We start from the raw sequence: 25,770 nt of genomic DNA on the forward strand, positions 1-25,770 counted from the left end.
GATTAAAATTCCTGAACTTCTTGATTTACAGGGGGAAATTCCCCCTTTTTTAGGAGAAAAAGTATATGCTATATAGAATAATTGATATATTGAAATTATAACCAACCAAAACTATTCTAATATGAAAAACGTATGTTCTATATTATTTCTATTTATATCTACCATAATATTTTCTCAAAATCAATTAAAAGAGGGAAGTTATATAAAATTAAAAAATACAATTGAAGTTCAATCTAAAGACATTTCTTATCTCAATGATAATGCCTTAAAAAATAAAGTTTATGACAATTTATATTTAGAACAGTTGAATTATGAAATAATTGAGATAGGTGACAATTCTGTTAAATTGAAGGTGGCCAAAATAGCTGGTAATAATAACAAACAAAAAAAATTAAAAAACGCATATGAAGGTAAAATTTTCACAATATCTAAGGATGATTTTTACGCATCAGCGGAGAGTATATCTAAACCAGAAACTCTTTCAATAGGGATTCTTTCACTTCCCTTTAAATTTAGACCTAATAAAGAAACTGTTTATGAAACAGAGTTTAATTTAAACACAGCGATAAATATTAACGTTATTTCCTTAAATGATGAAACAACATTTAATATTCAATTGGGAGCTGGTATTGGAAGTGTTGGACTCGATACAATCAATTCAACAGGAATTGAAAATGATGAAACGCAAAATGTTTCAGCTTTAACCTTTTTGTATGGAATTATGTTTCAATATAAAAAAGTTCAATTTGGAATATACTCAGGATGGGATCATATAAATAACCAATCAAAATATAGTTGGGAAAGTAATGCTAATCCTTGGTTATCATTTGGTATAGGATATAGTATTTTCAAAATATCTGAAAAAGAACCAGTAAATCGATAAGTATAAAAGGCGTCTATTTTGCTCCTTTGAATTATATTATTACTATTTCAGATTAAATTAAATCCTAATACTTTGAAGAAATTTTATCTTGCATCTGTAGTTTTGTAGTTCAATTCCTGCATAGATCAGCAAGAATTAGATAAGGAAATATCCAGATTGCAAAAAGACATTGTAGGCCTTCAAAATAATTCAATGTTTGAATACTTTAATCAAATAGAGAAAGAAAAAAATATAGAAAATATTCTATATGACAATCATTTTCTAAAAAGTACATACAAGCCCAGAACGGGCCCAAATGCCAAAAAGATCAATAGATATTGTGGGTTGATGGTTTCCTGAAGCAGGTTTAGCGTTTGAATACTAACAATGGTGATGGCGAATCCGATGCAATTAACAATAGTCAACGCAGTTCCTCTGTATTCCGCGATGGCATTCTTTGCCACTAAAGTTGAAAAAAGCGGAGAATCGGCTATCACTGCCATTCCCCAACAGATCAGAAACACCAGAAAAATGGTGTTACTCGGAATCTGTAGCATAAAAGGTGATAGCAAACAACAGCAACAGGAGATCAGCAATGCCGTGCGTGCTACTTTTTTTACGCGTTTTTCCCGGGCAATATACACCCCGATCACACAGGCAAGTCCGCCTACTGCAATGATGATAAAGGATAATAATGGAACATTAAGGTCGGAACCGGGTATACTGAGATTTCGGTATTCGAGGAGAAAGGGAATGAAAGCCCAGAAAGCATAGAGTTCCCACATATGGCCGAAATAACCAAAAGCTGCAGTACGAAAGGATCCGGAAGCAAATACTTTAAAGAAGGCATTAAGATGGAATCCTTTACTGACCTTTCTGTAGGGGCCGTCACCCACCAAAGAGAAAAGCAGTATTCCTCCCATCAGGGATAACACTGAAGTAAGTATGACCACCCATCGCCAGGGCAGGGAAGAATCGACAGTAATGACCTTGACAAGATGCGGGAAGGCAGTACCCAGTACCAGGGCTCCTACGAGATAACCCAGAGACTTCCCTAATCCTTTGTCAAAATGGTCGGAAGCGATCTTCATACCAACAGGATATACCCCTGCTAAAGAGAAGCCCACCATGAATCGTGATGTTGCCAACGATATCAGGCTGTTTTGATCGAGAAGCATGATCAGGTTAAACAAGGCCCCGGAAACCGCACAAAAAAGGAAAACCTTTGATGGAGAATAACGGTCGGCTATCGTAAGAATTGCAAAAATCAACGTACCACTGATAAATCCGAACTGAACAGCGGCCGTTAAATGCCCGAGTCCCATGCGGTCGATATCGAATTCTCGCATCAGATCATTTAATACGGCATTACCGGCAAACCATAAAGAGGTACAGCAAAACTGTGAGATTACTATCGCCGGAAGTATCCTTAGAGTGGTTTTCATTACAATAGCGTGGGTTGGTTTCTGAAAGATACAATTTTAAACGGATTCGGAAATATAGCAGGCGAATGCTTAAATAGAACATGTTGTAATTAACTGTTTGAACTATAATTGGTCACGAATTTTTTCATCGGATTAATCGGGGGGGAAACCATATGTTTTTTATATCTTTAAGTAATATGTATAATGGGGGTAAAGCCCTGTTTTTCTTGTGTATTACCAGCCCTTTTTCATACCCCGACCTGTTTATTCACGCATAACGAAATAGCATGTCTGAAAATAAAACCAAGCGATTCCGGAAGTTGTGGAAATTCCTGATAGGAGCCTTCATTTTAATTTTGGCCTCTCTTTATTTTTTACCGATCATCTTTCATGACACCATTACTGAAAAGATCAGAGTACTTATCAATAAAAGCCTTACCTCAGAACTTACCTTTGAAGATTCTCAGCTTTCGTTTTTCAGATATTTTCCATCCCTTACTTTGTCGTTAAAGAATTTGTCGGTCAATGGATCAGAACCATTTCAAGAGGAAAATTTTGTAAAGGCAGAAGAACTGGGTTTTGGAATAAATGTTTGGTCATTGATTTTCGGAGGTAATGTGAATGTCGATGGTATTTATATCTATAAGGCAGATATCGATGTGGAGATCGATCGTTCTGGACGGGCAAATTATAATATCTATAAACAGCAACCGGTTTCCAGGGAAAAGGATACGATGATCAAAGATTCCTCCAACGTGAACATGGAATTGAAGATCATCAGGATTATCGATAGTAAGGTTGACTATCATGACCGTGCCATTGATTTTGATCTAATAGCTGAAGGCTTTGATTATACAGGAACCGGAGAACTTATCAGAGCGGATGCAGAACTGAATACCCACGCCGAGATCCGTAAGCTCGATATTGCAGCAGACGGGATTAAATATCTGGAAAACAAACAGATTTCTGCGGATCTTTTTACCAAATTCAATACCAGATCCCTTTCTTTTATATTTACCGAAAATGAACTGGAGATCAATAGCTTTCCCATTACTTTCTCCGGAGCCTTCAACGTTTTACAACGGGGGTATAATTTAGATCTGGACATCGCATCTTCCGGTTCAAAACTGGAAACCTTATTTACGGCGCTACCACCGGAATATGTAGCCTGGAAAGAAAATGCCGATATCAGAGGAGTGCTGAATGCTGACCTCAGGATAAAAGGGGATTATATAGCTGTGGATTCGATAATGCCGGATCTGAAGATCGATCTGGAAGTTAAGGATGGATTCATAGCTTATAACGAAGCTCCTGTACCAGTAACCGACCTCTATCTCAAAGGTAAAGCGGCGTTGTCCAGAACGAAATCTATATATATGGATATAGCATTCGATTCACTCTCCTTTCGAGCTGCAAGTGGTTTCTTTGATGGTGACTTTGCGGTTCGTGGAAAAGCGGATTCGCTGTATTTGAATTCAAATCTGCATGCTGATATCGATCTCTCTACACTTAACAGGGCTGTAGGAGTTAAAGATCTTGATCTGAATGGGAAGTTAGTGGCCGAAATGGATGCTGATGGTTTATATCATAAAGGGTCTCATAAACTTCCGAAGATCAATGGTAGCTTAAAGCTGACTCAAGGATTGATAAAGACTCCATATTACCCGAATCCAGTAAAGGATATCGAGTTTGATATGATCTTAAAGAATACATCCGGAAATTACAAAGATGCCTATTTACAAATGACCTCAGGAAATTTTGTGTTTGAAGATCAACCCTTTGAGATGCATGCGACCTTATCAGATTTTGAAGATATAAATTACGATATCAGAGCGAAAGGAACCCTTGATATCGGTAAGATCTATCAGGTGTTTTCGCATAAGAATCTTGATGTTCAGGGGATGATAAGGGCCGACCTGACCTTGCAGGGAAAACAGAGCGATGCCACAAATGGAAACTATGCTGCTTTGCATAACAGTGGTACCTTATACGCTAAGGATATTCTTATGCACTCAACGTATTTACCCTTGCCACTATTGATCGAGGAGGGTGACTTTACCTTTTATCAGGACCAGATGAGTTTTGATGATTTTAAAACACAGTATGGAACCACCAGTGCTATGATGGATGGCTATCTGCAGAACGTTATCAATTATGTTTTGCGTGATGATCAGATATTAAAAGGTGCATTCCGATTACAAACCGATGAACTGAATCTTAATGAGTTGTTCGTAGGGGACTATACCCATGTTGAAGATTCGACCAGAGTAGGATCAGGAACGGAAGCCGATAATCGTATAATGACCGATTCAGTAACGGCGGTGTCAGCACCCGGGGAGACCGGGGTGATCAAGGTTCCTGAGAATTATGATCTGAGCCTGGAGCTGATCACCAGGAAATTGCGTTATAAAGATCTTCAGATCGATGATCTCAGTGGTCAACTGGCGGTCAGCAATGGTAGTTTAGTGTTAAAGGATGCAGGATTGACAATCATAGGGGCAAAAGCGCGTATGGATGGCTTCTATAAGAATGAAGGAGCAGACAAGGCATTTTTCGAGCTGGATATTAAAGCTTCTGAATTCGATATAAATAGAGCTTATCGTGAATTGGAACTGTTTAAAGAACTCGCTCCGGCTGCGGCGAATGCCGAAGGGATAGTTTCTGTCGATTATAAGATTTCCGGTGTTTTGAATGGCTATATGCAGCCGGTATTTTCTAGTCTTGAAGGGGGAGGAGTGCTGGGTTTAAAAAAAGTTCAGATCAAAGGTTATAAACTATTGGGAACCGTGTCAAAGAAAACGAATGCTGAGGCGTTGAACGATCCGGAAATTTCTGATGTGGAGATCAGGTCTAAACTGGATAATAATGTAATGAATATCGAAAGGTTTAAGTTTAAAGTTAAAGGGTTCAGATTGAGAACCGAAGGACAGGCGAGTCTGGATGGAGATCTCAATCTTCGAATGCGTCTCGGACTTCCTCCTTTTGGAATTATAGGAATCCCGATCAAGGTTACCGGAAACCGGGAAGATCCGCAGATAAAGCTGGGTACCAAAGGTAAAGATCTGGAGGAGATCGATCTCGATGAAGAAGGACTTTCCGATGAAGAAAAACTCGAATTACAGCGATTACGGGATTCGATCCAGGGTGATCTTTCCGGTTCTAAACTCGATTCCGTGCAGCTTGAGATCAATAAGAAACTAAAGGATTCCCTGCAACCGCTAAATCCTAAGATTCCCGATACGATCAGAAATAACAAAGCCATAGATTCGATCAACCGAATCAATTGAATATTTCGAATGTCTCATCGTTATAGGTTACATTGTTACTTGTTACGTGTAACTTCGTCACTGCGTCACATCGTCACATCTTCACATCCTAAAGCTGTGAAGCAGTAAACTGTTTTCTGTCTTCTGTTTTCTGTTATCTGTAAACTGTTTTCCTCAATTCATGATTATACTGCTAATTTTAATTTCATCTAGCGGGTATTATTCAGTTATACTTTGATGTTATAATGGCTGAATAGAATTTTTTTCATAGTTTTCCCATAAATCCTGACTATAACCTATGAAGAAGTTATTATTGAATGTAATTGGGCTATGTGTAATCTTTTTAGTAGTTCAATGCAAAACCAAGGAGATTTCTCAGGAATCCTCTCCCTTAAAACTTACGCTGTCGGAAGCGAACCGGCTTTCTAAGTTACCTTTGGAATGTATGCAGGTCGAATATCCGAACCGCCTTGGACAAACCTTGCATGATTCGAGTCAGATCGGAAATCCAAAATTATTGCATCCTGCGTTTTACGGATGTTTTGATTGGCATTCTTCTGTGCACGGGCACTGGTCGCTGGTGAAGTTGTTAAAGGAATTTCCGGAACTTGGGGATTCAGAACGTATACGTAATCAGCTAAAAGCGAATCTTTCAAAGGACAATATAAATGCGGAAATAGCCTATTTTGACCGTCCGGGCAGTGCCTCCTATGAACGCACCTACGGATGGGCGTGGTTGTTGAAACTGGCAGAAGAGATCCATACCTGGGATGACCCGTTGGCCAGAGAGCTGGAATCAAACCTTCAACCACTTTCTGAACTTATCGCAACTAAGTTTATTGATTTTTTACCGAAACTTCTTTATCCGATCCGGGTAGGAGAACATACCAATACGGCTTTTGGTCTGACCTTTGCCTATGATTATGCAGAAGCATTTAAAAATGACGTGCTGAAAGACACTATAATTTCTCGCGCTAAGGCATATTATAGGAACGATCGTTCCTGTCCGATCACATGGGAACCGGGAGGATCAGACTTCCTTTCGCCATGTCTGGAAGAGGCAGATATTATGAGGCGCGTTTTGAACGTGGAGGAATTTCGCCAGTGGATTAAGGATTTTCTTCCGCAATTAAGCGACAAGGATTTTCATTTAGAGACCGGAAAAGTGTCAGATCGTACCGATGGTAAACTGGTACATTTAGACGGAGTGAACTTCAGCAGGGCATGGTGTTTATACGGTATTTCGAAAACATTGCCGGAGTATCGTCATTTGAATAGAATTGCCAGGGAGCATATTGCCCATTCACTACCTTCGATCGTAGATGAGAATTATGAAGGAACCCACTGGCTTGGGAGTTTTGCGATCTATGCTTTAAACAGTGCTCACTGATGCTTAGGTTTTTAAAGAATATTGGTCCGGGCACCTTGATCGCTGCTGCCTTTATCGGTCCCGGAACCGTTACCGTATGTACGCTGGCAGGAGTAAGATTTGGCTATTCTCTTATCTGGGCGATGATCTTATCGATCGTGGCTACGATAATTCTTCAGGAGATGTCGAGCAGAGTAGGAATTCTTACAGGTCGTGGACTTTCAGAAGTGATCAAATCGAATATCACCAATCGTTGGGTACGATTAGGAGGAGTTTTGCTTATCCTTTCGGCTATCGTTATTGGAAATACAGCCTACGAAGCCGGTAATATTAGCGGAGCGGCATTGGGGATGGAAGCCTTGTTAGGTAAGGCAGGACATCAGCTTTATCCCTTCATTATCGGAGGGGTGGCATTTTTATTACTTGCCATTGGGAATTACCGATTTCTTGAGAAGAGTCTGGTAGGACTCGTTTTGCTCATGAGTATTTCCTTTGTGATCACTGCCGTGATGACGGGCCCTGATTTCCTGGAGATCCTCAGGGGAATTTTCATGCCGGAGGTGAATGATGCAAATATATTGACGATCGCTGCATTAGTGGGAACTACGGTAGTACCCTATAATCTGTTTCTGCACGCCTCCTTGGTGCGGGAACGATGGAATTCACCGGAAGATCTGAAGGCATCCAGAATCGATACCCTGATCTCAGTGCTTTTAGGTGGATTGGTCTCCGTCTCTATTATTATTTGTGCGGCAGCAGTGAATTCAACCGCTGTCAATAATGTAATGGAACTAGCTATGACGCTTGAACCTCTGTATGGTTCTTTGGCAAAGTACTTTTTAGGAATCGGCCTTTTTGCAGCGGGGATAACTTCTGCGATAACAGCACCATTGGCAGCGGCCTATGTGGCCAATGGATGTTTTGGCTGGAATGCAGGTCTGAAGGATATACGTTTTAAGACCGTTTGGGGAAGTATACTGATCATCGGTATTCTGGTACAGACATTAGGGCTTAAACCCATTCAATTGATCCAGTTTGCCCAGGTGGCGAATGGTATATTATTACCGGTTATTGTGGTCTTTCTGTACTGGATCGTCAACAAAAAGAATTTACTGGGAAACCATGTTAATTCCAAATTCCAAAATATAATTACCTTTATTATTGTTTTAGTTTCTGTTTTCCTCGGATTACGTAGTATTTTAAAAGTTTGGGAACTGTTTTGAAAAATGTGATCGACATCAATTGTGACCTCGGAGAAGGCCTTAATAATGAGGCTGAGATCATGCCGCTCATCGATTCCTGTAATATCGCTTGTGGCGGACATGCAGGGGACAGGGTATCCATAGCTGAATGCCTGCGATTATCAGAACTTTACAGTGTAAAACCGGGTGCACATCCTTCTTATCCGGATAAATTGAACTTCGGCAGGATGTCGATGGAGCTACCGGAGGAGGAACTGATCCATCAATTGGAGTATCAAATGGATCTTATGCTGGAAGTGGTTGTGGAATCCGGAATAGATTTACATCATATCAAAGCCCATGGCGCATTATACAATGATATTGCAAGGAACCATAAACTTGCATCCGTTTATTTAAGGGCAATGGAACCTTATAAGGACCGCTTATTTCTATATGTACCCTGGAATTCGGCGGTAGCAGAAGTCGCACTTGAGAATGGCTATAAAGTCAGATATGAAGCCTTCGGAGACAGGAATTATAATGATGATCTTTCTTTGGTGTCCCGACACTCAGATCAGGCTGTTTTAACTTCAAAGGATCAGGTTTTAACTCATATCAAAGAAATGTTTGAAAACCAAAGGGTTAAAACAGTAAATGGGCTTTATAAAACTTTGAAAGCCGATACTTTTTGCATACATTCAGATACAGAAAACGCAGTAGATATCCTGAAATACCTCAGGGAATCCCTAAACACCTAAGATTTGGATAAATTCAAGCTTGAATATAAACCGTTTGGCAGACGTGCTATTCTTATTCAGTGGCCACGTCTTATCAGTGAATCGATACTGAATGACATTATTCGGTTTAAAAAGATCATTCTGGAACACTATCCAAAACTTGAATTGGTTCCGGCATACAACTCATTAACACTGATGTCACGGACGAATCTGAATTTTTCGTCGATGACCGATTCCTTACGAACCTTGTACAGATCGAATATGAAGGTACCTTTAAGAGAGAGGAAACTTTGGCATATTCCGGTTTGTTATGATCTTGAATTCGGAATTGATCTTGAGGAATTTTCTAATGCGAAAAAAATGAGTATAGAACGGATCATTGAACTACATACTGAACCGATCTATACGATTTATGCAATAGGTTTCTTACCCGGTTTTATGTATCTGGGAGGGTTGCCAGAAGCGTTACATCATCCCAGAAGGGGTAAACCGCGGCTACATATTCCACAAGGATCTGTGGGAATAGGGGGTGAGCAAACAGGTGTGTATCCTCAGGAATCTCCCGGAGGTTGGAATATAATAGGAAATTCGCCGGTGAAGATTTTCAATCCGAAAAATGAAAATCCCTGTGGCGTAAATGTTGGAGATAAGATCAAATTTTATTCGGTTGATAAACCGACACATGAACTGGTGACCATTCAAGTGGAAACCGGAATTTTTCATCTTAAAACATTAGAGCTGGATGATCAAAGTTCTTAATCCCGGTATATATACAACGGTCCAGGACCAGGGTAGATTTGGTTACAGAGATAAAGGGGTTCCCGTAAGCGGATTCATGGATACGATTTCCGGGCAACTCGCTAATTCTCTCGTAGGTAATCCTATTCGTGCGGCGGTTCTTGAAATGACGATGACCGGCCCGGAAATGATCTTCGATGAAGATGGGGTTTTTGCGATTACCGGAGCATTGATGTCGCCTAAACTCAATGGAGAAGATATTTCCAATAACAGAGCCTATGAGGTTAAAAAAGGAGATGTTTTGAAATTTGGTCGATTGGTTATCGGGTTTCGATCGTATCTGGCTATTGCGGGTGGATTTACCACTGAAAAGGTGTTAAACAGCCGTTCCTGGTATTTTCCAATCACTTCACTGACCCATCTTCCAAAAGGTTATGAATTGCCGGTAGGTGAAAAGTACAAAGAGTGCGATACCGATTCAATTCATCATGAGAATGAAATAGATTTTGATGATAACAGATTAAAAGTCTTTACCGGTCCGGAGTACGACCTGATCAGTAAAGATCAGCAGGAGCAGTTACTCAACGGTATTTTCTCGGTCGCCAAGGAAAATAATCGAATGGCCTACCAACTCAATGAAAGTATTTTTCCGCATAATCTTTCAATTCTGACCTCTGCAACACGGCCGGGAACAGTTCAACTGACACCAGCAGGGAAACTCATTATTCTCATGAAGGATGCACAGACAACAGGAGGTTATCCGAGAATCTTTCAGTTATCCGATGAAGCCATCTGTCTTTTAGCACAGAAAAAAACAGGCGACGAAATCTGCTTCGAAAGAATTTCGATTTAAGTAGCGGGGGAACCTGTGCATATTAAGTAGAACTGAAAAAAAAACTATTCCGATGTTTCTGAGATTAAGAAGCACGATCCACAGACCTTCTTCTGTTCACTTCTTCCGCAAGAATCTCTAATGCATCATTTTGAGAGATCTTATCAAGAATCGGTAGTGATCGTTCCTTAAAATCAGGGTGATTGCAGAATAAACGCCATAGCGCATGAATGAACTCCGTAAAATTCATTCCTTCATTGTAATCGATTAGATTGTGTTTGTGAGCATCAGTGATCATCTCACTTACGGATTTGCGTATATCGGTAAGACATTCCTCGATTGGTTTCATGACATCATTTACTGTTTTAGTTAATGTAGGTATTATAGCAGAAAGGGTTTCCAACTGGTCCTCCTTACGCGGAATACGTCTATCAATAGCAATCTGAGTAGCCAAAATACTGGCACGATATCGGGCAATATCCATGAATTGTGAGATCTTGTTTCGACGAAGCATGTCTTCGATCTCATTCAGAATCTTATACATTTCCTCGGAAGCATTTATATCTTCCATTTCAATCATTAAGCGAATCCGGTCAAACGAAGAAAACGTCTTGGAATTCAAACGCTTATATATATCCAGATAGGAAGTAGTGTTGTTCATAATGCCTTTGAGTTTTGGTGTTGATTAATAGCTGAATTTCAAAAAACGTGAAATTTAAGTGTTCCTGAAAATTAAAACGTTTAGCGGATAAAAAAGACGATAACGAGCCAAACTAGTTGTAAATCAGCAAACTATATATCGTTGATATACCGAAATATATTATTTTTATTATGCATCCTTTACTTGCAAATCGATGAGGTATTTACACCAGCCCTGTTCGTGAATCACGTAACCGGGTATGAAAAATGTACCTCGACATCGGAAAATTAAAGAGAAATTGCCTCGATATTACAGGGAAAAATCCCCCTTTTTATACCTGATACTTTTGGCTATCTTTCGTCTTATCAAAAAATTGGATGATTAAACCCTTTTAGTAAAATACTGATATTCTGTAAAATATAGTGTACATTATAATGAATTGAATTATGTTCCTCCGAATTATTTTAAATCAATAGCCAGGAAATATAAACGAGAATTTTAACTAAAATCAACCAGAATCATGAGAACAATTTTTAAGAATTTATCAGTAGTGACACTTTTATGTGCTGTAGTTATGGTATCCTGTAAAGAACAACCAAAAGCACCTGAAAAGACCGAAGAACAACAGGTTTCACAACGAATTGAAAAAGAGGATGTCGATATTTTGATCACGCCACCTACTGCACGTGAAATGCAGCAGCGATATCTGGCGACAAGATCCAATTTATTCCTCGATAGATACGGATACTGGGATGCCAGTGACTTTACTATGAAAATCAGTGAACTACGCGAATATCTGGATTATGTTGAGCAGGAACTCGGAGCCAACTATTCCGATGAATCCAAGATCTTTGTTTTCTTAGGAGTTACCGATTATTTGGATGACAAGGGTGATGTAGTAGATAATGAAAAATACCCAATGGGAAGTACTACAATCTTTTTAGCACCCTATCATAGCAGAGACGGATCCTTTGATTATGAAACACTGGATACTACCCAAAAGTCTTACAATAAAAGACAGGAAGGTAATATTCTGTCATTTATTGCAAAACCTGCCTATGCCAGTGATATAGAGCCAGCAGATAAGGCTGGTCAGGGTCATCCGCCAACAATTTATTAAAAATCAATCTGTTTTGACAATATGTTTCCCATTTCAGCTGATCGCAGCATTAGCAGCCACCTTGACGTGGAAGGATCTAAAAGGTACACCGGCATTTAATTTCATAGGATATCTCTGGTTTGCTATTTTTATCGAACTGGCATATCTGCTTACCAATGAATGTTATGCTGAAGATCCCTCCCAGCTCTTTCTGTGGTTTAAACAATTCATATCTGATAGATGGCTTTGCGAAAATATTTGGCTTAGTAATCTCTATGATATTGTTTCCTACATGTTCTTTATGAATTTTTTCAAACAGATCCTGAAACGCAAAAAGCATATTAAATTCATGTCGTTTGCAACGATTGTAATAGGTGTGTGTTTTCTGATCGAAACGATTATCAATTGGGACATTATTAATATTTCAGCTAATAAGGGAACCATGATCGTTGGTTCCCTTTCTATTCTGATCGGTTGCGGACTGGTCATGCTGGAATATTTGAATTCGGATGAACGACTGTCATTTTATAAGGATTACCTCCTTTGGATTATCATGGGAATCATTTGTTTTCATTTATTGATCACCCCAGCCTTTTTAGCTGCGGAAGTTATGGGTTATGAAAATACTGTGTACCTGAAGATTATCTATACGGGAATCATCATTTCAAGTATATTGTTTACGATCGGATTTATAGTGAACACCTTACATAAAAGAGCCGTCAGGAAGAAGTCCATTCTTTGAATTTCCTGATCCATTTTCCAAATAATGCCGGTAAGAACAAATGCACATCAAAGTAAATTAAGGCGTTCTTTCAATTTATTGTCATTCAACGATATTTAAGTCAATTTAAACCAAATGGAATTGTAATAGATAATAAAATCGATGGTTTCTGATTTATTTTCTCTGAAAATTAATAACTTCATGGTCTCATATCCAACCTAAAAAATGATCTTTCAGGAAGAAGTTGTTTCCAATTCATCTTCGGCATCAGCAGTGGAAACTGCTGTAGATTCCGCTGCCAGTCAGGTGACCTTTATTATCGTGTATGTTTCGATTCTGATCTTTATCGTCATCGTATTCCTGATCAGTTTCTTTTTTGCTTACCATAAACGGAAAACTAATCTATTACTTCAACAAGCTGAGGAGCGAAGGAGGTTCGAAGAAGAGCTTTCAAATGCGCAAACTGAGATCCAGGAGCAAACCCTTAAGAATGTAAGCTGGGAACTTCATGATAATGTCGGACAATTACTTTCGGTTGCCAAAATGCAATTGAATATGGTTAAACCCAAAATTCCGGAAATGGTACAAGATAGTTTTCAGGAAGCTTCCAATATGCTTGGGGAAGGATTAAAGGAGGTCAGAATGTTGTCGAGAAGTCTGAATACTGACTATATAACCCGAACCGGATTGAAGGAAGCTCTGGAATTGGAGATCAACAGGTTCAAACGACTTAAGTTTATCAATATCGATTATAAGCTTTCAGGAGAACCAAGAGACCTGGATCCTAAGGATGAAATAATTATTTTCAGGATCTTTCAGGAATGTTTTTCGAATGTCGTTAAATATTCAAGGGCTCAGAATCTGGAAATTTCATTGAAATATAATACAGAAAATATGATTGTTATGGTCAAGGATGACGGTATCGGGTTTAATCCTGATGAAACGGAATCCGGAATCGGACTCACCAGTATGAAAAGCAGAGCTGATCTTATTGGAGCAGCACTTAAGATCGATGCAGCGGAAGATAAAGGAGTAAGTGTATTACTGGACTATCCTTATAAGATCTTGGCAAATACCAACTGATAAGAAAAGTTAAAGGAGTAAAATCAAGAATTTCCCCCATACATATAAATTAATATCATTTGGCAATTAAATTAACAAATTATGGCAAACAAACCTAAAAAATGCATTCCGATCGCTGATGCGGAAAAATTACAAAAGAACTACATCAATACCATTGGAAAACTACTAAAACAGGAGTACGGGCATGATGAGGTTCAGGACTTTTCATGGACGGCCGGAGATCTTGAAGATTATATCGCCTGGCTAAAGGAGAAAACCGGAATCGAAGACCCGTCAAAACTCGGACTCAGATTTTATCTCGGTAAGTATGATAAAGAGGATAATACGCAAACCACTCTTTTCGTAGCTCCGTTTAAAGTTGATGAAACTACCGGAGAAAATGTAAATTTGCTTAAGGCTGAAGGAGTAGATGAGGAAGTTGAACCGCTAAATGATGCAGGACAAGGTTGGCCACCGACTATTTATCCATAATGAAAGCAGAGTATTTTATATTTACGATCTATACACTGGAAATTATCGCAACGATAATAGCCAGTATCACCTTTAAAGAGTACCGGCATACGCCAAGCCGGTACTTTTTATATCTTTTATGGTTTACAATTTTCGTCGAACTCATTGGAAGTATACCTGCAATTCTGTATTATTTTCCGACGAGTGGTTTTAGTGAATTTGTACATAATAAAGTTCCTGATTTTTTCTATAAAGGGAACTACTGGTTGTTTAATATCAACAGGATAATTACCTTCATGGTGTATTACCTGTTTATCTTACACTATCTTAAAACTCCCTGGATGCGAAGAATTACCATCGGGATCATAGGAATCATTATAGCCGTGTTTATTTCCGAATTGATTATAGATCCGGAGATCATTTTAAAAAGAGCTATGCCGATCACCAAGATCAGCGGTTCCCTGGGATATCTTATCATCGGTTCCTTCTTCCTGCTCGAGACGCTCCGGTTTGAACATAAGCAGCATATAACAGCCGTCATCATAATTTTCGGAGGTATGCTGTACCACCTTTTAACCGTTCCGATTTTCGTTTTTTCAAATCTGATAAGAGTAAATACATTGGCACATTACGGAATCCTGTTATTTGCCAATATCATATTATATGGCAGTTTTTGTTATGCCTTTATCACGGCTTCGGGCAGCAATGATGAAACGTTAGTGACCGATCACCTCCATTAATACCGTTCTTTTTGATTATCAGATAGAAATAGGGTGAAAATCCCCGTTTCCAGGCTTTGGATAAAATGTAATTTTACCACATCAAATTCATTTATTCGAAAGTTAAGTAAAAAGCCCGATTGATATGGTTAATCAGGATGTGGTAATAAGTTTAGTAGTATATATAAGTACGCTGATCATTATTGTATTTGTTTTTGTCGTACTGTACTACCTGGCTTTTCAACATAAGAGAACGCAATTGATGCTTGAGATCGCAAAACAACAACAGTATTACGAGGAGTTGAACCGATCACAATCAGAACTGCACAGGCAATCCTATAAAAACATTCGCTCTGAACTTCATGATAATATAGGTCAACTCTTGTCCGTCGCCAATATGCAGTTTAAAATGCTGGAAAATGAATTTCCGGATACCAAAAGAAATCGTTTTAAGGAATTGTCGGAGGTAATTCGTATGAGTTTATCAGAAACCCAGAAATTATCCCGCTCAATTCATCCCGATGATGAAGACCAGTTGGCACTTCAATATCTAATTGAAAATGAAGTGGAGCGCTACCAGCGATTAAAACATCTTTCTATAGACTATAAACTCCAGGGAGAAGTCACAGAGCTCAGAAAGGAGCACGAGTTGGTAATCTTCAGAATATTTCAGGAAACGATCTCCAGAAGCCTCCAGCTTACCAAGGCAACTCAATTTACCATACGGGTTGATTATTCTGAATACGAGCTTTCATTAACCATAGAGAGCAATGGATCAAAGATCGATCTGGCAAGCTCCGGTAACATCAACAGTCTGACATCTTTAAGGAATAAGGCGGCTGTGATCGGGGCAAATTTCTCGGTTACTCCTTCCGAAAACGGTGGAGTTTATGTAACTTTACGTTATACATATTAAACAAACCAACCATTATGAAGACCATAGCAATTGTTGATGATCATTTACTTTTTGCTGAGTCTTTGCAAAAACTTGTAGAATCTTTTGATGAATACAAAGTTATCTTTCACGCTACTAATGGTAAGCAGTTCATCGGTCAACTTTCTGAAGATAATAGCAAACCGGATATCGTTCTGATGGATATCAATATGCCGATTATGAGTGGAATTGAAACCATGCAATGGCTGAAGGATAATCTACCTGACCAGAAAGTACTGGCGCTATCGATGGATGATAGTGAGGCGACGATCATTCAGATGTTACGACTGGGTGCACGCGGGTATTTATTAAAGGATATCAATCCGGAAGATTTTGAAAAGGCCTTAAAGGATGTTTCAGATAAAGGATTCTATTTTTCAGATCGGGTAACCTCCACTTTGCTCGATAACCTGGATAAGGATCCATCAAAGCAGGAAATCACACTTAAAGATCGGGAAATTGAATTTTTAAAGCTCGCTTGTACCGAAAAGACCTATAAAAGTATAGCCGATGAAATGTTCCTTTCTCCAAAGACCATAGACGGTTACCGTGAAACATTATTTGAAAAGCTACATGTGAAAAGTCGTATTGGACTTGTACTTTACGCTATTAAGCATAATATTATTGAAGTTTAAACAACCCGGAATCTTAAGGGTTTAAAAGTAATTTTTTAGTCTTTCAAGCCATTTTGTTCCATTTTTGTAAGGCGCATAGCGAAGTGGTATGTCCAGCCAGTTACCGCGGGTGACTACCGGTTTTTTATGGGTGAATGTATCGAAGGTATGCTTCCCGTGATAAGCTCCCAAACCACTTTTACCAACCCCTCCAAAAGGGAGTCTTTTATTGGCAAGATGAATGATGACATCGTTAATAGCTCCTCCTCCAAAACTATATTTTTGAATGAGTTTTTTAGAAAATTCCTGATCCCGGGAAAACACATAGAATGCAAGTGGGTTTTCATAGTTCCTTAAAATGTTTCCTAGAGAAGTTTCATCGTTATAGGTAAGTACAGGGAGCAACGGACCAAATATTTCCTCCTGCATGACTGTGCTTTGTAGCGGGGGATACTCGAGTAGCGTAGGCGAAATATAAAGTTCTTGCTCATCATATTCGCCTCCAAATAAAACCTGGGATTCTTCGATATACCGCTGAAGTCTTTTAAAGTGTTTCTGATTGATGATTCTGGCCAGATCAGGAGAGTTTTTGATATCGGTTCCATAGACCCGGGTAATTTCCTCCTTTACTGCATCGATGAATGAAGCTTTAATATCCCGATGCAATACCAGGAAATCGGGAGCTACACAGGTTTGTCCGGCATTGATGAATTTTCCCCAAACGATTCTTTTCGCACTGAGTTTGATATTAGCCGTATGATGGATCACACATGGATTTTTACCACCCAGCTCCAGAGTAACCGGAGTCAGGTTTCTGGCGGCAGCCTGATAGACCAGTTTCCCCGTAGCAGGACTTCCCGTAAAGAAAATGTAACTCCAGGATAGGTCAAGAAGTGCTTTTGCCACATCCGCATCACCATTGATAACTCTTGCATGATCAACTGTAAAAACCTCATTGAGGATCTCTTCGAGAATAGCCGCGGAATTCGGTGCATATTCAGAAGGTTTCAGTATTACTGTATTTCCGGCTGCGATTGCTCCGATCAGGGGTACCATACTCAGATAAAAAGGATAATTCCAGGGTGCTATGATCAGTACCTGTCCGAAAGGTTCCTTATATATTCTGGCACTTGAAGGGAAATTAAGAACTGATGGGCGAACCTTAATTGATGTTGACCAGGATTTTAAATGTTTGATCGTATGCTTCAGTTCTCCAAGCGTTATGTAGAATTCAGTAGCAAGCGTTTCAAATTCCGGTTTGTGAAAATCAGCCTCCAACGCCTTCACTACGGTATCTTTCCTCGATGAAATTGCATTATATAGTTCCTTGAGTACTTCGATTCTGAATTCGATACTTGAGGTATTGCCGTTTCTGAAGTATAATCTTTGAGATCGTAAATACGTTTCTAGTTTATCATTCAATAATTTTGACACAGGCTTTTAAAATTAATTTTTATTGCAGTCAGTTGAACATCCCATAACCATAGCTTTGTGATAATCACAATCACTTAAAGATACTCAAGCTATATCGCGTATCAGCACTATGGGTACGATTAAATTCCTGACAGACGTAACTTAGGTGTCTGTCAGGACCAGAGAGGATAGCAACTGTACCTTGCACTTGTCACCGGAAGATTTTAACCGTACCTCAATAATTAATATTACTAAATTACTTTAGTATATCCGAAATATTACTTAATATTGTGCTAATGAATCAAACAATGATCAATATTATTGCTGTCATCATTATTGTGATTATTTCACAATGATGCGGGAAGGATATTGTTATTGTTAAAGCCTTCCAATTCGGAAGGCTTTTTTTATTGAACGGATTTTAGAAACCTATGAAAAATTATATCAGCATTATTATTGTCATTATCGTCATTATTAGCTCGCCTTGAGTTGATACGGATAATCATGTGCTGAATGAAAAACCTGTATCAACGTTGATACAGGTTTTTTTTTGGCGTATGATCAAGTGTCAATGATAAACTTTGAAAGTATTACTTGATTTGGATATGCTAAAAATATGATATTAAAGTGTTGTGAATCAGCGAATTAAGTACTATGACTTAGGGTTGGATTTAAAACAATTCTATTAAAAGACGGAAAATTAGAAATTCATTAAAATAATTTTGAATATAAATGTTAACCCATAGAAAATTTAACATAAAAAGTGATTTTAAATAAATACAGTAAACAAATTACACAAGACCCGTCGCTACCGGCTGCACAGGCCATGCTTCATGCATTGGGTCTTACCGATGAAGATCTCGCAAAACCTTTTGTAGGAATTGCAAGTACAGGTTACGAAGGGAATCCTTGTAATATGCACTTGAATGATCTTTCGACTCAAGTAAAGGAAGGTACCAAAGAGGCCGATCTTGTCGGACTTATCTTTAATACGATCGGGGTAAGTGATGGAATTTCAAATGGAACGTACGGGATGCGTTATTCCTTACCCTCCAGAGATATCATCGCTGATTCGGTGGAAACAGTGGTTCAGGCCATGTTATATGACGGATTGGTTACGGTAGTTGGTTGTGATAAGAATATGCCCGGAGCATTGATGGCAATGCTTCGACTGGATCGTCCATCGATCCTGGTCTACGGAGGATCAATTTCTCCCGGATGCCACAAGGGACAAAAACTGGATATTATTTCAGCATTTGAGGCATGGGGACAGAAAGTAGCAGGAACCATTACACAGGAGGACTTTAAAGCAGTAGTGCATAAAGCATGTCCGGGAGCGGGAGCCTGTGGTGGAATGTATACGGCGAATACCATGGCTTCGGCAATTGAGGCATTGGGGATGTCTTTGCCGTTCAATTCTTCAAATCCTGCTACCAGTGATGCTAAAAAGGCTGAATGTATCGAGGCGGGAAAAGCGGTTCGATATCTTCTTGAGAATGATATTAAACCTTCAGATATAGTAACTCGTAAATCGCTGGAGAATGCGATTCGTTTGGTGACCGTTCTTGGAGGTTCCACCAATGCAGTATTGCACTTCCTGGCGATCGCAAAGGCAGCCAAGGTAGAATTTACATTGGCTGATTTTCAGCGAATCAGTGATACTACACCTCTTTTAGCAGATCTGAAGCCTAGTGGAAAGTATGTTATGGAAGATCTCTATAAGATCGGAGGCGTTCCTGCAGTGTTAAAATATATGCTTAAGAAAGGTATGTTACATGGAGATTGTCTCACCGTTACCGGTAAGACGATCGCAGAGAATTTACTGGATGTACCGGATCTGGAAGAAGGGCAGGAGGTGATCCACACCGTGGAGAACCCGCTCAAAAGTTCAGGACACCTCAGAATACTTTACGGAAATATCGCGACGGAAGGAGCGGTTGCAAAGATCACTGGAAAAGAAGGATTGAGTTTCACAGGAAAAGCTAAGGTTTTTGAAGGAGAAGTTGCTGTGAATGAAGGAATTCGTGATGGATTGGTACAGAAAGGTGATGTAGTGGTCATACGTTATGAAGGTCCGAAGGGAGGTCCGGGAATGCCGGAAATGCTGAAACCAACTTCTTCAATAGCCGGGGCAGGTCTGGGCAAGGAAGTAGCACTGATCACCGATGGAAGATTTTCTGGAGGGTCTCATGGTTTTGTAGTAGGACACGTTTCACCGGAAGCACAGGTCGGAGGGAATATCGCCCTGATACAGGATGGTGATATCATTACTATTGACGCCGTAAACAATACAATAGATGTTCAGGTGTCAGATGAAGAACTGGCTGAGCGAAGAGCTAAATGGGTTCAGCCGGAATTAAAGTTCAAATCAGGAGTTTTATATAAATACGCTAAAAATGTTTCATCGGCTTCACAAGGCTGTGTAACCGATGAATTCTAAGTAACCGGACTTCAATAGAAGCACCAATTACTGTTCGTTATGATGGATGTAAAAACAATAAAAAAGGAACAAAGCAAAACCGGTACCAAAGTAAGGATCACCGGTGCTGAGGCTGTGATTCATTGTCTTCTCGCAGAAGGAGTGGATACCATCTATGGTTATCCCGGAGGAGCGATCATGCCGGTTTATGATGAACTTTATAAATTCCAGGATAAGCTGCATCACGTGCTTACCCGCCATGAGCAGGGAGCGACGCATGCAGCTCAGGGATATGCCAGAGTCTCCGGGAGAGTGGGTGTTGCCATCGCAACCTCAGGTCCGGGAGCGACCAACCTGGTCACCGGTATAGCCGATGCACAGATCGATTCCACACCGCTGGTATGTATTACAGGTCAGGTTGCGCGTCATCTTTTGGGTTCAGATGCTTTCCAGGAGACTGATATTATCGGTATCAGTACACCGGTTACAAAATGGAACTATCAGATCACGAAAGCATCCGAGATTCCTGAGATCATGGCTAAGGCCTTTTATATAGCACGTTCCGGAAGACCCGGACCTGTATTGGTGGATATCACCAAAAATGCACAGTTCGAAGAATTCGATTTTGAATACAGTAAATGTACTGCAGTACGCAGCTATAATCCGGTTCCGAAAATCGATACTGAAAAACTTCAGCAAGCAGCAGATCTTATAAATAGTGCGAAAAAGCCATTTATAATCTGGGGTCAGGGGATCATCCTTGGTAAGGCAGAAGAAGAATTAAAAGCTTTCGTCGAAAAGACAGGAATACCTGCGGCCTGGACGATTCTCGGTGCTTCCGCATTATCGTCTTCCCATCCGTTGAATGTAGGTATGGTGGGTATGCATGGAAATTATGGTCCGAACCTTTTGACGAATGAATGTGATCTGCTGATAGCCCTGGGAATGCGATTTGATGATCGTGTTACAGGTGACCTGAGTACGTATGCCAGGCAGGCGAAGGTGATCCATTTTGAGATCGATCCTGCGGAGATCAATAAGAATGTCCATGCAGATGTTCCGGTTCTGGGAAATGTAAAGGATGCTCTGGAACAAATTCTTCCCTTATTGAAGGAGAATAAGCATGAATCATGGCATGAAGTGTTCAAAGCGAAATATGCTATTGAGTTCGATCAGGTGATCAAGAATGACCTGTATCCTGAGAAGGAAGGACTGACGATGGGAGAGGTGATCGAATCTATAAATGAGGCTTCTAAACATGAAGCGGTTATTGTAAGTGATGTGGGACAGCATCAAATGATCGCATGTCGCTATGCCAAGTTCAATACCTCGAAAAGTAATATTACTTCAGGGGGATTAGGTACCATGGGATTTGCTTTACCTGCATCTATCGGTGCTAAAATGGGTGCTCCGGAACGGGAGGTGGTTGCGATCATCGGTGATGGTGGTTATCAAATGACCATTCAGGAACTCGGAACCATTTTTCAAACAAAAGTACCCGTGAAAATCGTTGTTCTGAATAATGAATTTCTTGGAATGGTGAGACAATGGCAGCAATTGTTCTTCGATAAACGGTATGCATCAACAGAAATGACAAATCCGGATTTTGTGACCATTGCAAAAGGGTATCATATTCCGGCTGTCAGAGTTACTAAAAGAGAAGACTTGAAAGGTGCCGTGGAAGAGATGATCGCATCGGAAGGGCCTTATTTCCTGGAGGTAATGGTTGAAAAAGAAGATAATGTATTTCCAATGGTACCAACCGGAGCTTCGGTTTCCGATGTTCGTTTAAGCTAATAAAGAGTTATGGAAGAAAGAAAAACATTTACCATTTCCATCTATTCGGAAAACAGCGTAGGATTGTTGAATCGTATTTCAGGGATCTTTTTAAAGCGCCATATCAATATTGAAAGTCTGAACGTATCTGGTTCTGAGATTGAGGATGTTATGCGATTTATTATCGTAGTGAACACCACTGAGACCTGGGTTCGGAATATCGTAGGTCAGATCAATAAACAAGTCGATGTGATCAATACCTATTATCATGATGATGAGCAGACCATCTTTCTGGAAACTGCTCTGTTTAAGATCGCGTCTCATCTATTGTTTGACGAACGTCAGATTCAAAACATCATTAAGGAAAGTCATTCTGATATCGTTACTGTGGCCAGAGATTTCTTTGTGATCTCTAAATCGGGTCGCAGAGATGAAATCGAGGAGCTTTACAGTAAGCTAAGACCTTATGGCATTATGCAATTTGTAAGGTCGGGAAGAGTATCCGTATCCAAATCGGAGATGCATATTTCTGCAATGTTGCGCGCCTTCCAAAATGAAACCGTTTAAAACAATTAATAATACTAATAGAAAATTATACAAATGGCAAATTACTTTAACACACTCCCTTTAAGACTACAACTGGAACAACTGGGAGTATGTGAGTTTATGGACCAATCCGAATTCAGCGAAGGCGTTGAAAAACTGAAAGGAAAGAAAATAGTGATCGTAGGTTGTGGTGCTCAGGGACTGAATCAGGGTCTGAACATGAGAGATTCCGGTCTGGATATCTCTTATGCACTTCGAGAAGGAGCGATCAAAGAAAAAAGACAATCTTATATCAATGCCTCAGAAAATAATTTTAAGGTAGGCACTTACGAAGAGTTGATCCCATCTGCTGATGTGGTATGTAATCTGACTCCGGACAAACAACATACCGGTGTGGTTAGTGCTATTATGCCTCTCATGAAAAAAGGAGCAACGTTGACGTACTCACACGGTTTTAATATTGTGGAAGAAGGTATGCAGGTTCGTAAGGATATCACCGTGATTATGGTGGCGCCGAAATGCCCTGGATCTGAGGTGAGAGAAGAATATAAAAGAGGTTTCGGGGTACCGACTTTAATCGCGGTACACCCTGAAAATGACCCGGAAGGTAAAGGTCTTGAACAAGCGAAAGCTTATGCAGCAGCAACCGGCGGTCACAAAGCCGGTGTACTACGTTCTTCTTTCGTTGCTGAGGTTAAGTCAGATCTAATGGGAGAGCAGACCATTCTTTGCGGTCTGTTACAAACGGGATCTATTCTTAGCTTTGATAAAATGATCGAAAAAGGAATCGATCCTGCTTATGCATCTAAACTTATTCAATATGGATGGGAAACGATTACCGAGGCGCTGAAATATGGTGGTATCACCAATATGATGGACCGACTTTCAAATCCGGCTAAAATAAAGGCATTTAAGCTTTCTGAAGAATTAAAAGAGATCATGCGTCCGTTATTTCAGAAGCATATGGATGATATTATGAGTGGTCATTTTTCCAAAACCATGATGGAAGACTGGGCCAATGATGATGTCAATCTTTTGACCTGGCGTAAGGACACCGGAGAAACGGCCTTTGAAAAGACCCCGGCGGGGGATATGGAGATCCCGGAGCAGGAATATTTCGATAATGGAGTGTTGATGGTTGCTTTTGTAAAATCAGGTGTAGAACTTGCATTCGAAACTATGACAGAAGCTGGAATCATCGAGGAATCGGCTTATTATGAATCGTTGCACGAGACACCACTGATCGCTAATACCATCGCCAGAAAGAAACTTTTTGAGATGAATCGGGTGATCTCGGATACAGCAGAATACGGTTGTTATCTGTTCGATCATGCATGTAAGCCTTTACTTGCTGATTTCATGAAGCAGATCGATACCGATGTTATCGGAAAGGCCTATGAAGATTATTCAGGCGTTGATAACAAAGAGCTTATCGAGGTAAATCAGGCGATCAGAAATCACCCTATCGAGGAGGTTGGTGCCTGGTTGAGAACCGCGATGACCGATATGAAAAAGATCGTCTGAGACGAATCTGTTTATTATAATCAAACAACCCGCTGGGGTGTGTTTTAAAATGGCCTATGGAGACAAAATCGATATTCATTCCAAAGATATCTAACGTCAGAGAAGCTGCGGCTACCCTTAAAGGGGTAGCTGCTCTTACTCCGACATCAAGAAGCCTGCGTTATTCCAGGGATTTTGATGCGAATATATTTTTGAAACGGGAAGATCTGCAACAAGTACGTTCGTATAAGATTCGTGGTGCTTATAATAAGATCAGCTCACTCACCCAGGAAGAACGTGAACGCGGAATCGTATGTGCTTCAGCCGGAAATCATTCTCAGGGAGTAGCATTTTCCTGTAATCTTCTTAAGATTAAAGGAACGATCTATATGCCGGCACCAACACCGCGACAAAAGATCGAACAGGTGATGATGTTTGGAGAAGATCAGATCGAGATCATACTTATAGGAGACACCTTTGATGATGCGAATAAGGCTGCAATGGCTGCCTGCAAAGAACAGGGAAAGACCTTTGTGCATCCCTTTGATGATGAAAAGGTCATCGAAGGTCAGGCAACGGTTGGACTCGAGATTCTCGAGCAGACTAAAATGAACATCGATTATGTTTTTGTGCCGGTAGGTGGAGGTGGACTAGCCTCCGGATTATTAAGCGTGTTTAATATCCTGTCACCGGAAACCAAAGTGATAGGAGTGGAGCCACAAGGAGCTCCTTCAATGTTTACCTCGTTGCAGAACGGGGTGAATACCGAATTAGGAGAGATCGATAAATTCGTCGATGGGGCAGCCGTTAAAAGTGTCGGGGATAAAACCTTTGCGATCTGCCGTCAACTATTACATAAAATGATCACTGTTCCGGAAGGTAGAATTTGTCAGGAGATCCTGGACCTTTACAATAAGGATGCGATCGTTGTAGAACCTGCCGGGGCACTTACACTTTCTGCCCTGGATCAATTCAAAGATGAGATTCGTGGTAAAAATGTCGTGTGTGTCATCAGTGGAAGTAACAATGATATTACCAGGACCGCAGAGATCAAAGAGCGTGCATTGCTGTATGCTAACCTCAAACATTATTTCATCGTTCGTTTTCCTCAGCGTGCCGGAGCTTTAAAAGAGTTCGTAGCAGAGATTCTGGGCCCCAACGATGACATTACTCACTTCCAGTATTCCAAGAAAAATGCAAAGGAAAACGCTCCGGCTGTAGTTGGAGTGGAGCTGAAATCTGAAGAAGATCTGCAACCATTGATCGACAGAATGAAAGCTCATAATTTCTTCGGTGAGTATTTAAATAACAAACCTGACCTGTTTCAGTATCTCGTGTAACTAAAGTATTGACAAAGTATTTTGTCTTTTATTGCGGGATTGTCGAAATTTACAAGTGAAATTTTTAAGTTGATAATTTCATAGGATAGTTACACACCAATTTT

At 40.0% G+C, this 25,770-nt stretch carries 22 protein-coding genes; 19 read left to right on the forward strand and 3 right to left on the reverse strand.

The genetic code is table 11. The features are described 5' to 3' along the window. Positions 1–121 precede the first annotated feature (121 nt). Positions 122–883: a hypothetical protein gene (locus tag DMZ48_RS13655; RefSeq protein ID WP_143955712.1), complete on the forward strand. Its 762-nt coding sequence runs from the start codon at positions 122–124 to the stop codon at positions 881–883. Positions 884–1,137: 254 nt separating this feature from the next. Here the strand turns inward: DMZ48_RS13655 and DMZ48_RS13660 are convergent, their stop codons facing one another. Continuing rightward, positions 1,138–2,307 carry an MFS transporter gene (locus DMZ48_RS13660; RefSeq protein ID WP_143955713.1) on the reverse strand — a complete coding sequence of 390 codons (1,170 nt, stop codon included), beginning with the start codon at positions 2,305–2,307 and terminating at the stop codon, positions 1,138–1,140. Between the two features lie 266 nt (positions 2,308–2,573). On the opposite strand from DMZ48_RS13660, the gene DMZ48_RS13665 reads away from it, so the two are divergent. From DMZ48_RS13665 to DMZ48_RS13690, 6 genes are all read left to right on the forward strand, one after another. Beyond that, positions 2,574–5,573: an AsmA family protein gene (locus DMZ48_RS13665; RefSeq protein ID WP_143955714.1), complete on the forward strand. Its 3,000-nt coding sequence runs from the start codon at positions 2,574–2,576 to the stop codon at positions 5,571–5,573. 277 nt (positions 5,574–5,850) lie between these two features. Continuing rightward, on the forward strand, positions 5,851–6,942 hold the full coding sequence (locus tag DMZ48_RS13670; protein WP_143955715.1) for a DUF2891 domain-containing protein: 1,092 nt from the start codon (positions 5,851–5,853) through the stop codon (positions 6,940–6,942). Further along, a complete protein-coding gene (locus DMZ48_RS13675) occupies positions 6,939–8,144 on the forward strand; it encodes an Nramp family divalent metal transporter (protein WP_422395440.1) in 1,206 nt (401 codons plus the stop codon). Before DMZ48_RS13670 ends, DMZ48_RS13675 begins: the two co-directional genes overlap by 4 nt. Before the next feature lie 5 nt (positions 8,145–8,149). Further along, the gene (locus DMZ48_RS13680) at positions 8,150–8,860 is read left to right on the forward strand and encodes a LamB/YcsF family protein (protein WP_242009212.1); all 711 of its coding nucleotides are present in this window, start codon (positions 8,150–8,152) and stop codon (positions 8,858–8,860) included. A gap of 3 nt (positions 8,861–8,863) precedes the next feature. Further along, positions 8,864–9,598: a 5-oxoprolinase subunit PxpB gene (pxpB, locus tag DMZ48_RS13685; protein ID WP_143955718.1), complete on the forward strand. Its 735-nt coding sequence runs from the start codon at positions 8,864–8,866 to the stop codon at positions 9,596–9,598. Beyond that, positions 9,582–10,430, forward strand: coding sequence for a 5-oxoprolinase subunit C family protein (locus tag DMZ48_RS13690; RefSeq protein ID WP_143955719.1), 849 nt, complete (start codon positions 9,582–9,584; stop codon positions 10,428–10,430). The genes pxpB and DMZ48_RS13690 overlap by 17 nt, the downstream gene beginning before the upstream one ends. Before the next feature lie 64 nt (positions 10,431–10,494). Here DMZ48_RS13690 and DMZ48_RS13695 read toward each other — a convergent pair whose 3' ends face one another. Next, entirely contained in the window at positions 10,495–11,070 is a 576-nt protein-coding gene (locus DMZ48_RS13695; RefSeq protein WP_143955720.1) for a hypothetical protein, read from the reverse strand. A 499-nt stretch (positions 11,071–11,569) separates the two neighbouring features. Here DMZ48_RS13695 and DMZ48_RS13700 point away from each other — a divergent pair, with 499 nt between their 5' ends. The 7 genes from DMZ48_RS13700 (at position 11,570) to DMZ48_RS13730 (ending at position 16,690) form a co-directional block, all read left to right on the forward strand. Next, positions 11,570–12,169, forward strand: coding sequence for a hypothetical protein (locus tag DMZ48_RS13700; protein ID WP_143955721.1), 600 nt, complete (start codon positions 11,570–11,572; stop codon positions 12,167–12,169). 13 nt (positions 12,170–12,182) lie between these two features. Further along, positions 12,183–12,890, forward strand: a complete 708-nt coding sequence (locus tag DMZ48_RS13705) for a hypothetical protein (protein ID WP_143955722.1) — start codon at positions 12,183–12,185, stop codon at positions 12,888–12,890. A 204-nt stretch (positions 12,891–13,094) separates the two neighbouring features. Next, complete coding sequence (locus DMZ48_RS13710; protein ID WP_143955723.1) at positions 13,095–13,952, forward strand: sensor histidine kinase; 858 nt, start codon at positions 13,095–13,097, stop codon at positions 13,950–13,952. 81 nt (positions 13,953–14,033) lie between these two features. Continuing rightward, on the forward strand, positions 14,034–14,423 hold the full coding sequence (locus DMZ48_RS13715) for a hypothetical protein (protein WP_143955724.1): 390 nt from the start codon (positions 14,034–14,036) through the stop codon (positions 14,421–14,423). After that, positions 14,423–15,142 carry a hypothetical protein gene (locus tag DMZ48_RS13720; protein ID WP_143955725.1) on the forward strand — a complete coding sequence of 240 codons (720 nt, stop codon included), beginning with the start codon at positions 14,423–14,425 and terminating at the stop codon, positions 15,140–15,142. Before DMZ48_RS13715 ends, DMZ48_RS13720 begins: the two co-directional genes overlap by 1 nt. A gap of 124 nt (positions 15,143–15,266) precedes the next feature. Then, positions 15,267–16,037 (forward strand): sensor histidine kinase, encoded by a 771-nt coding sequence (locus tag DMZ48_RS13725; protein WP_143955726.1) that lies wholly within the window; start codon positions 15,267–15,269, stop codon positions 16,035–16,037. A 14-nt stretch (positions 16,038–16,051) separates the two neighbouring features. Beyond that, positions 16,052–16,690: a response regulator transcription factor gene (locus DMZ48_RS13730; protein WP_143955727.1), complete on the forward strand. Its 639-nt coding sequence runs from the start codon at positions 16,052–16,054 to the stop codon at positions 16,688–16,690. A gap of 21 nt (positions 16,691–16,711) precedes the next feature. Here DMZ48_RS13730 and DMZ48_RS13735 read toward each other — a convergent pair whose 3' ends face one another. Continuing rightward, positions 16,712–18,103, reverse strand: coding sequence for an aldehyde dehydrogenase (locus tag DMZ48_RS13735; RefSeq protein ID WP_242009208.1), 1,392 nt, complete (start codon positions 18,101–18,103; stop codon positions 16,712–16,714). Positions 18,104–18,845: 742 nt separating this feature from the next. On the opposite strand from DMZ48_RS13735, the gene ilvD reads away from it, so the two are divergent. From ilvD to ilvA, 5 genes are read left to right on the forward strand one after another with little or no spacing between them, the layout of a single operon-like run. Further along, entirely contained in the window at positions 18,846–20,522 is a 1,677-nt protein-coding gene (gene ilvD / locus DMZ48_RS13740) for a dihydroxy-acid dehydratase (protein ID WP_143955728.1), read from the forward strand. A gap of 42 nt (positions 20,523–20,564) precedes the next feature. Next, on the forward strand, positions 20,565–22,298 hold the full coding sequence (gene ilvB, locus DMZ48_RS13745) for a biosynthetic-type acetolactate synthase large subunit (protein WP_143955766.1): 1,734 nt from the start codon (positions 20,565–20,567) through the stop codon (positions 22,296–22,298). A gap of 9 nt (positions 22,299–22,307) precedes the next feature. Further along, positions 22,308–22,844 (forward strand): acetolactate synthase small subunit, encoded by a 537-nt coding sequence (ilvN, locus tag DMZ48_RS13750; protein WP_143955729.1) that lies wholly within the window; start codon positions 22,308–22,310, stop codon positions 22,842–22,844. A 33-nt stretch (positions 22,845–22,877) separates the two neighbouring features. Beyond that, positions 22,878–24,347 (forward strand): ketol-acid reductoisomerase, encoded by a 1,470-nt coding sequence (gene ilvC, locus DMZ48_RS13755; RefSeq protein ID WP_143955730.1) that lies wholly within the window; start codon positions 22,878–22,880, stop codon positions 24,345–24,347. A 56-nt stretch (positions 24,348–24,403) separates the two neighbouring features. Next, positions 24,404–25,666, forward strand: coding sequence for a threonine ammonia-lyase IlvA (gene ilvA, locus DMZ48_RS13760; protein ID WP_143955731.1), 1,263 nt, complete (start codon positions 24,404–24,406; stop codon positions 25,664–25,666). Positions 25,667–25,770 lie beyond the last annotated feature (104 nt).

Source organism: Robertkochia solimangrovi (genome assembly GCF_007279655.1).
In the GTDB taxonomy this organism is placed as follows: domain Bacteria; phylum Bacteroidota; class Bacteroidia; order Flavobacteriales; family Flavobacteriaceae; genus Robertkochia; species Robertkochia solimangrovi.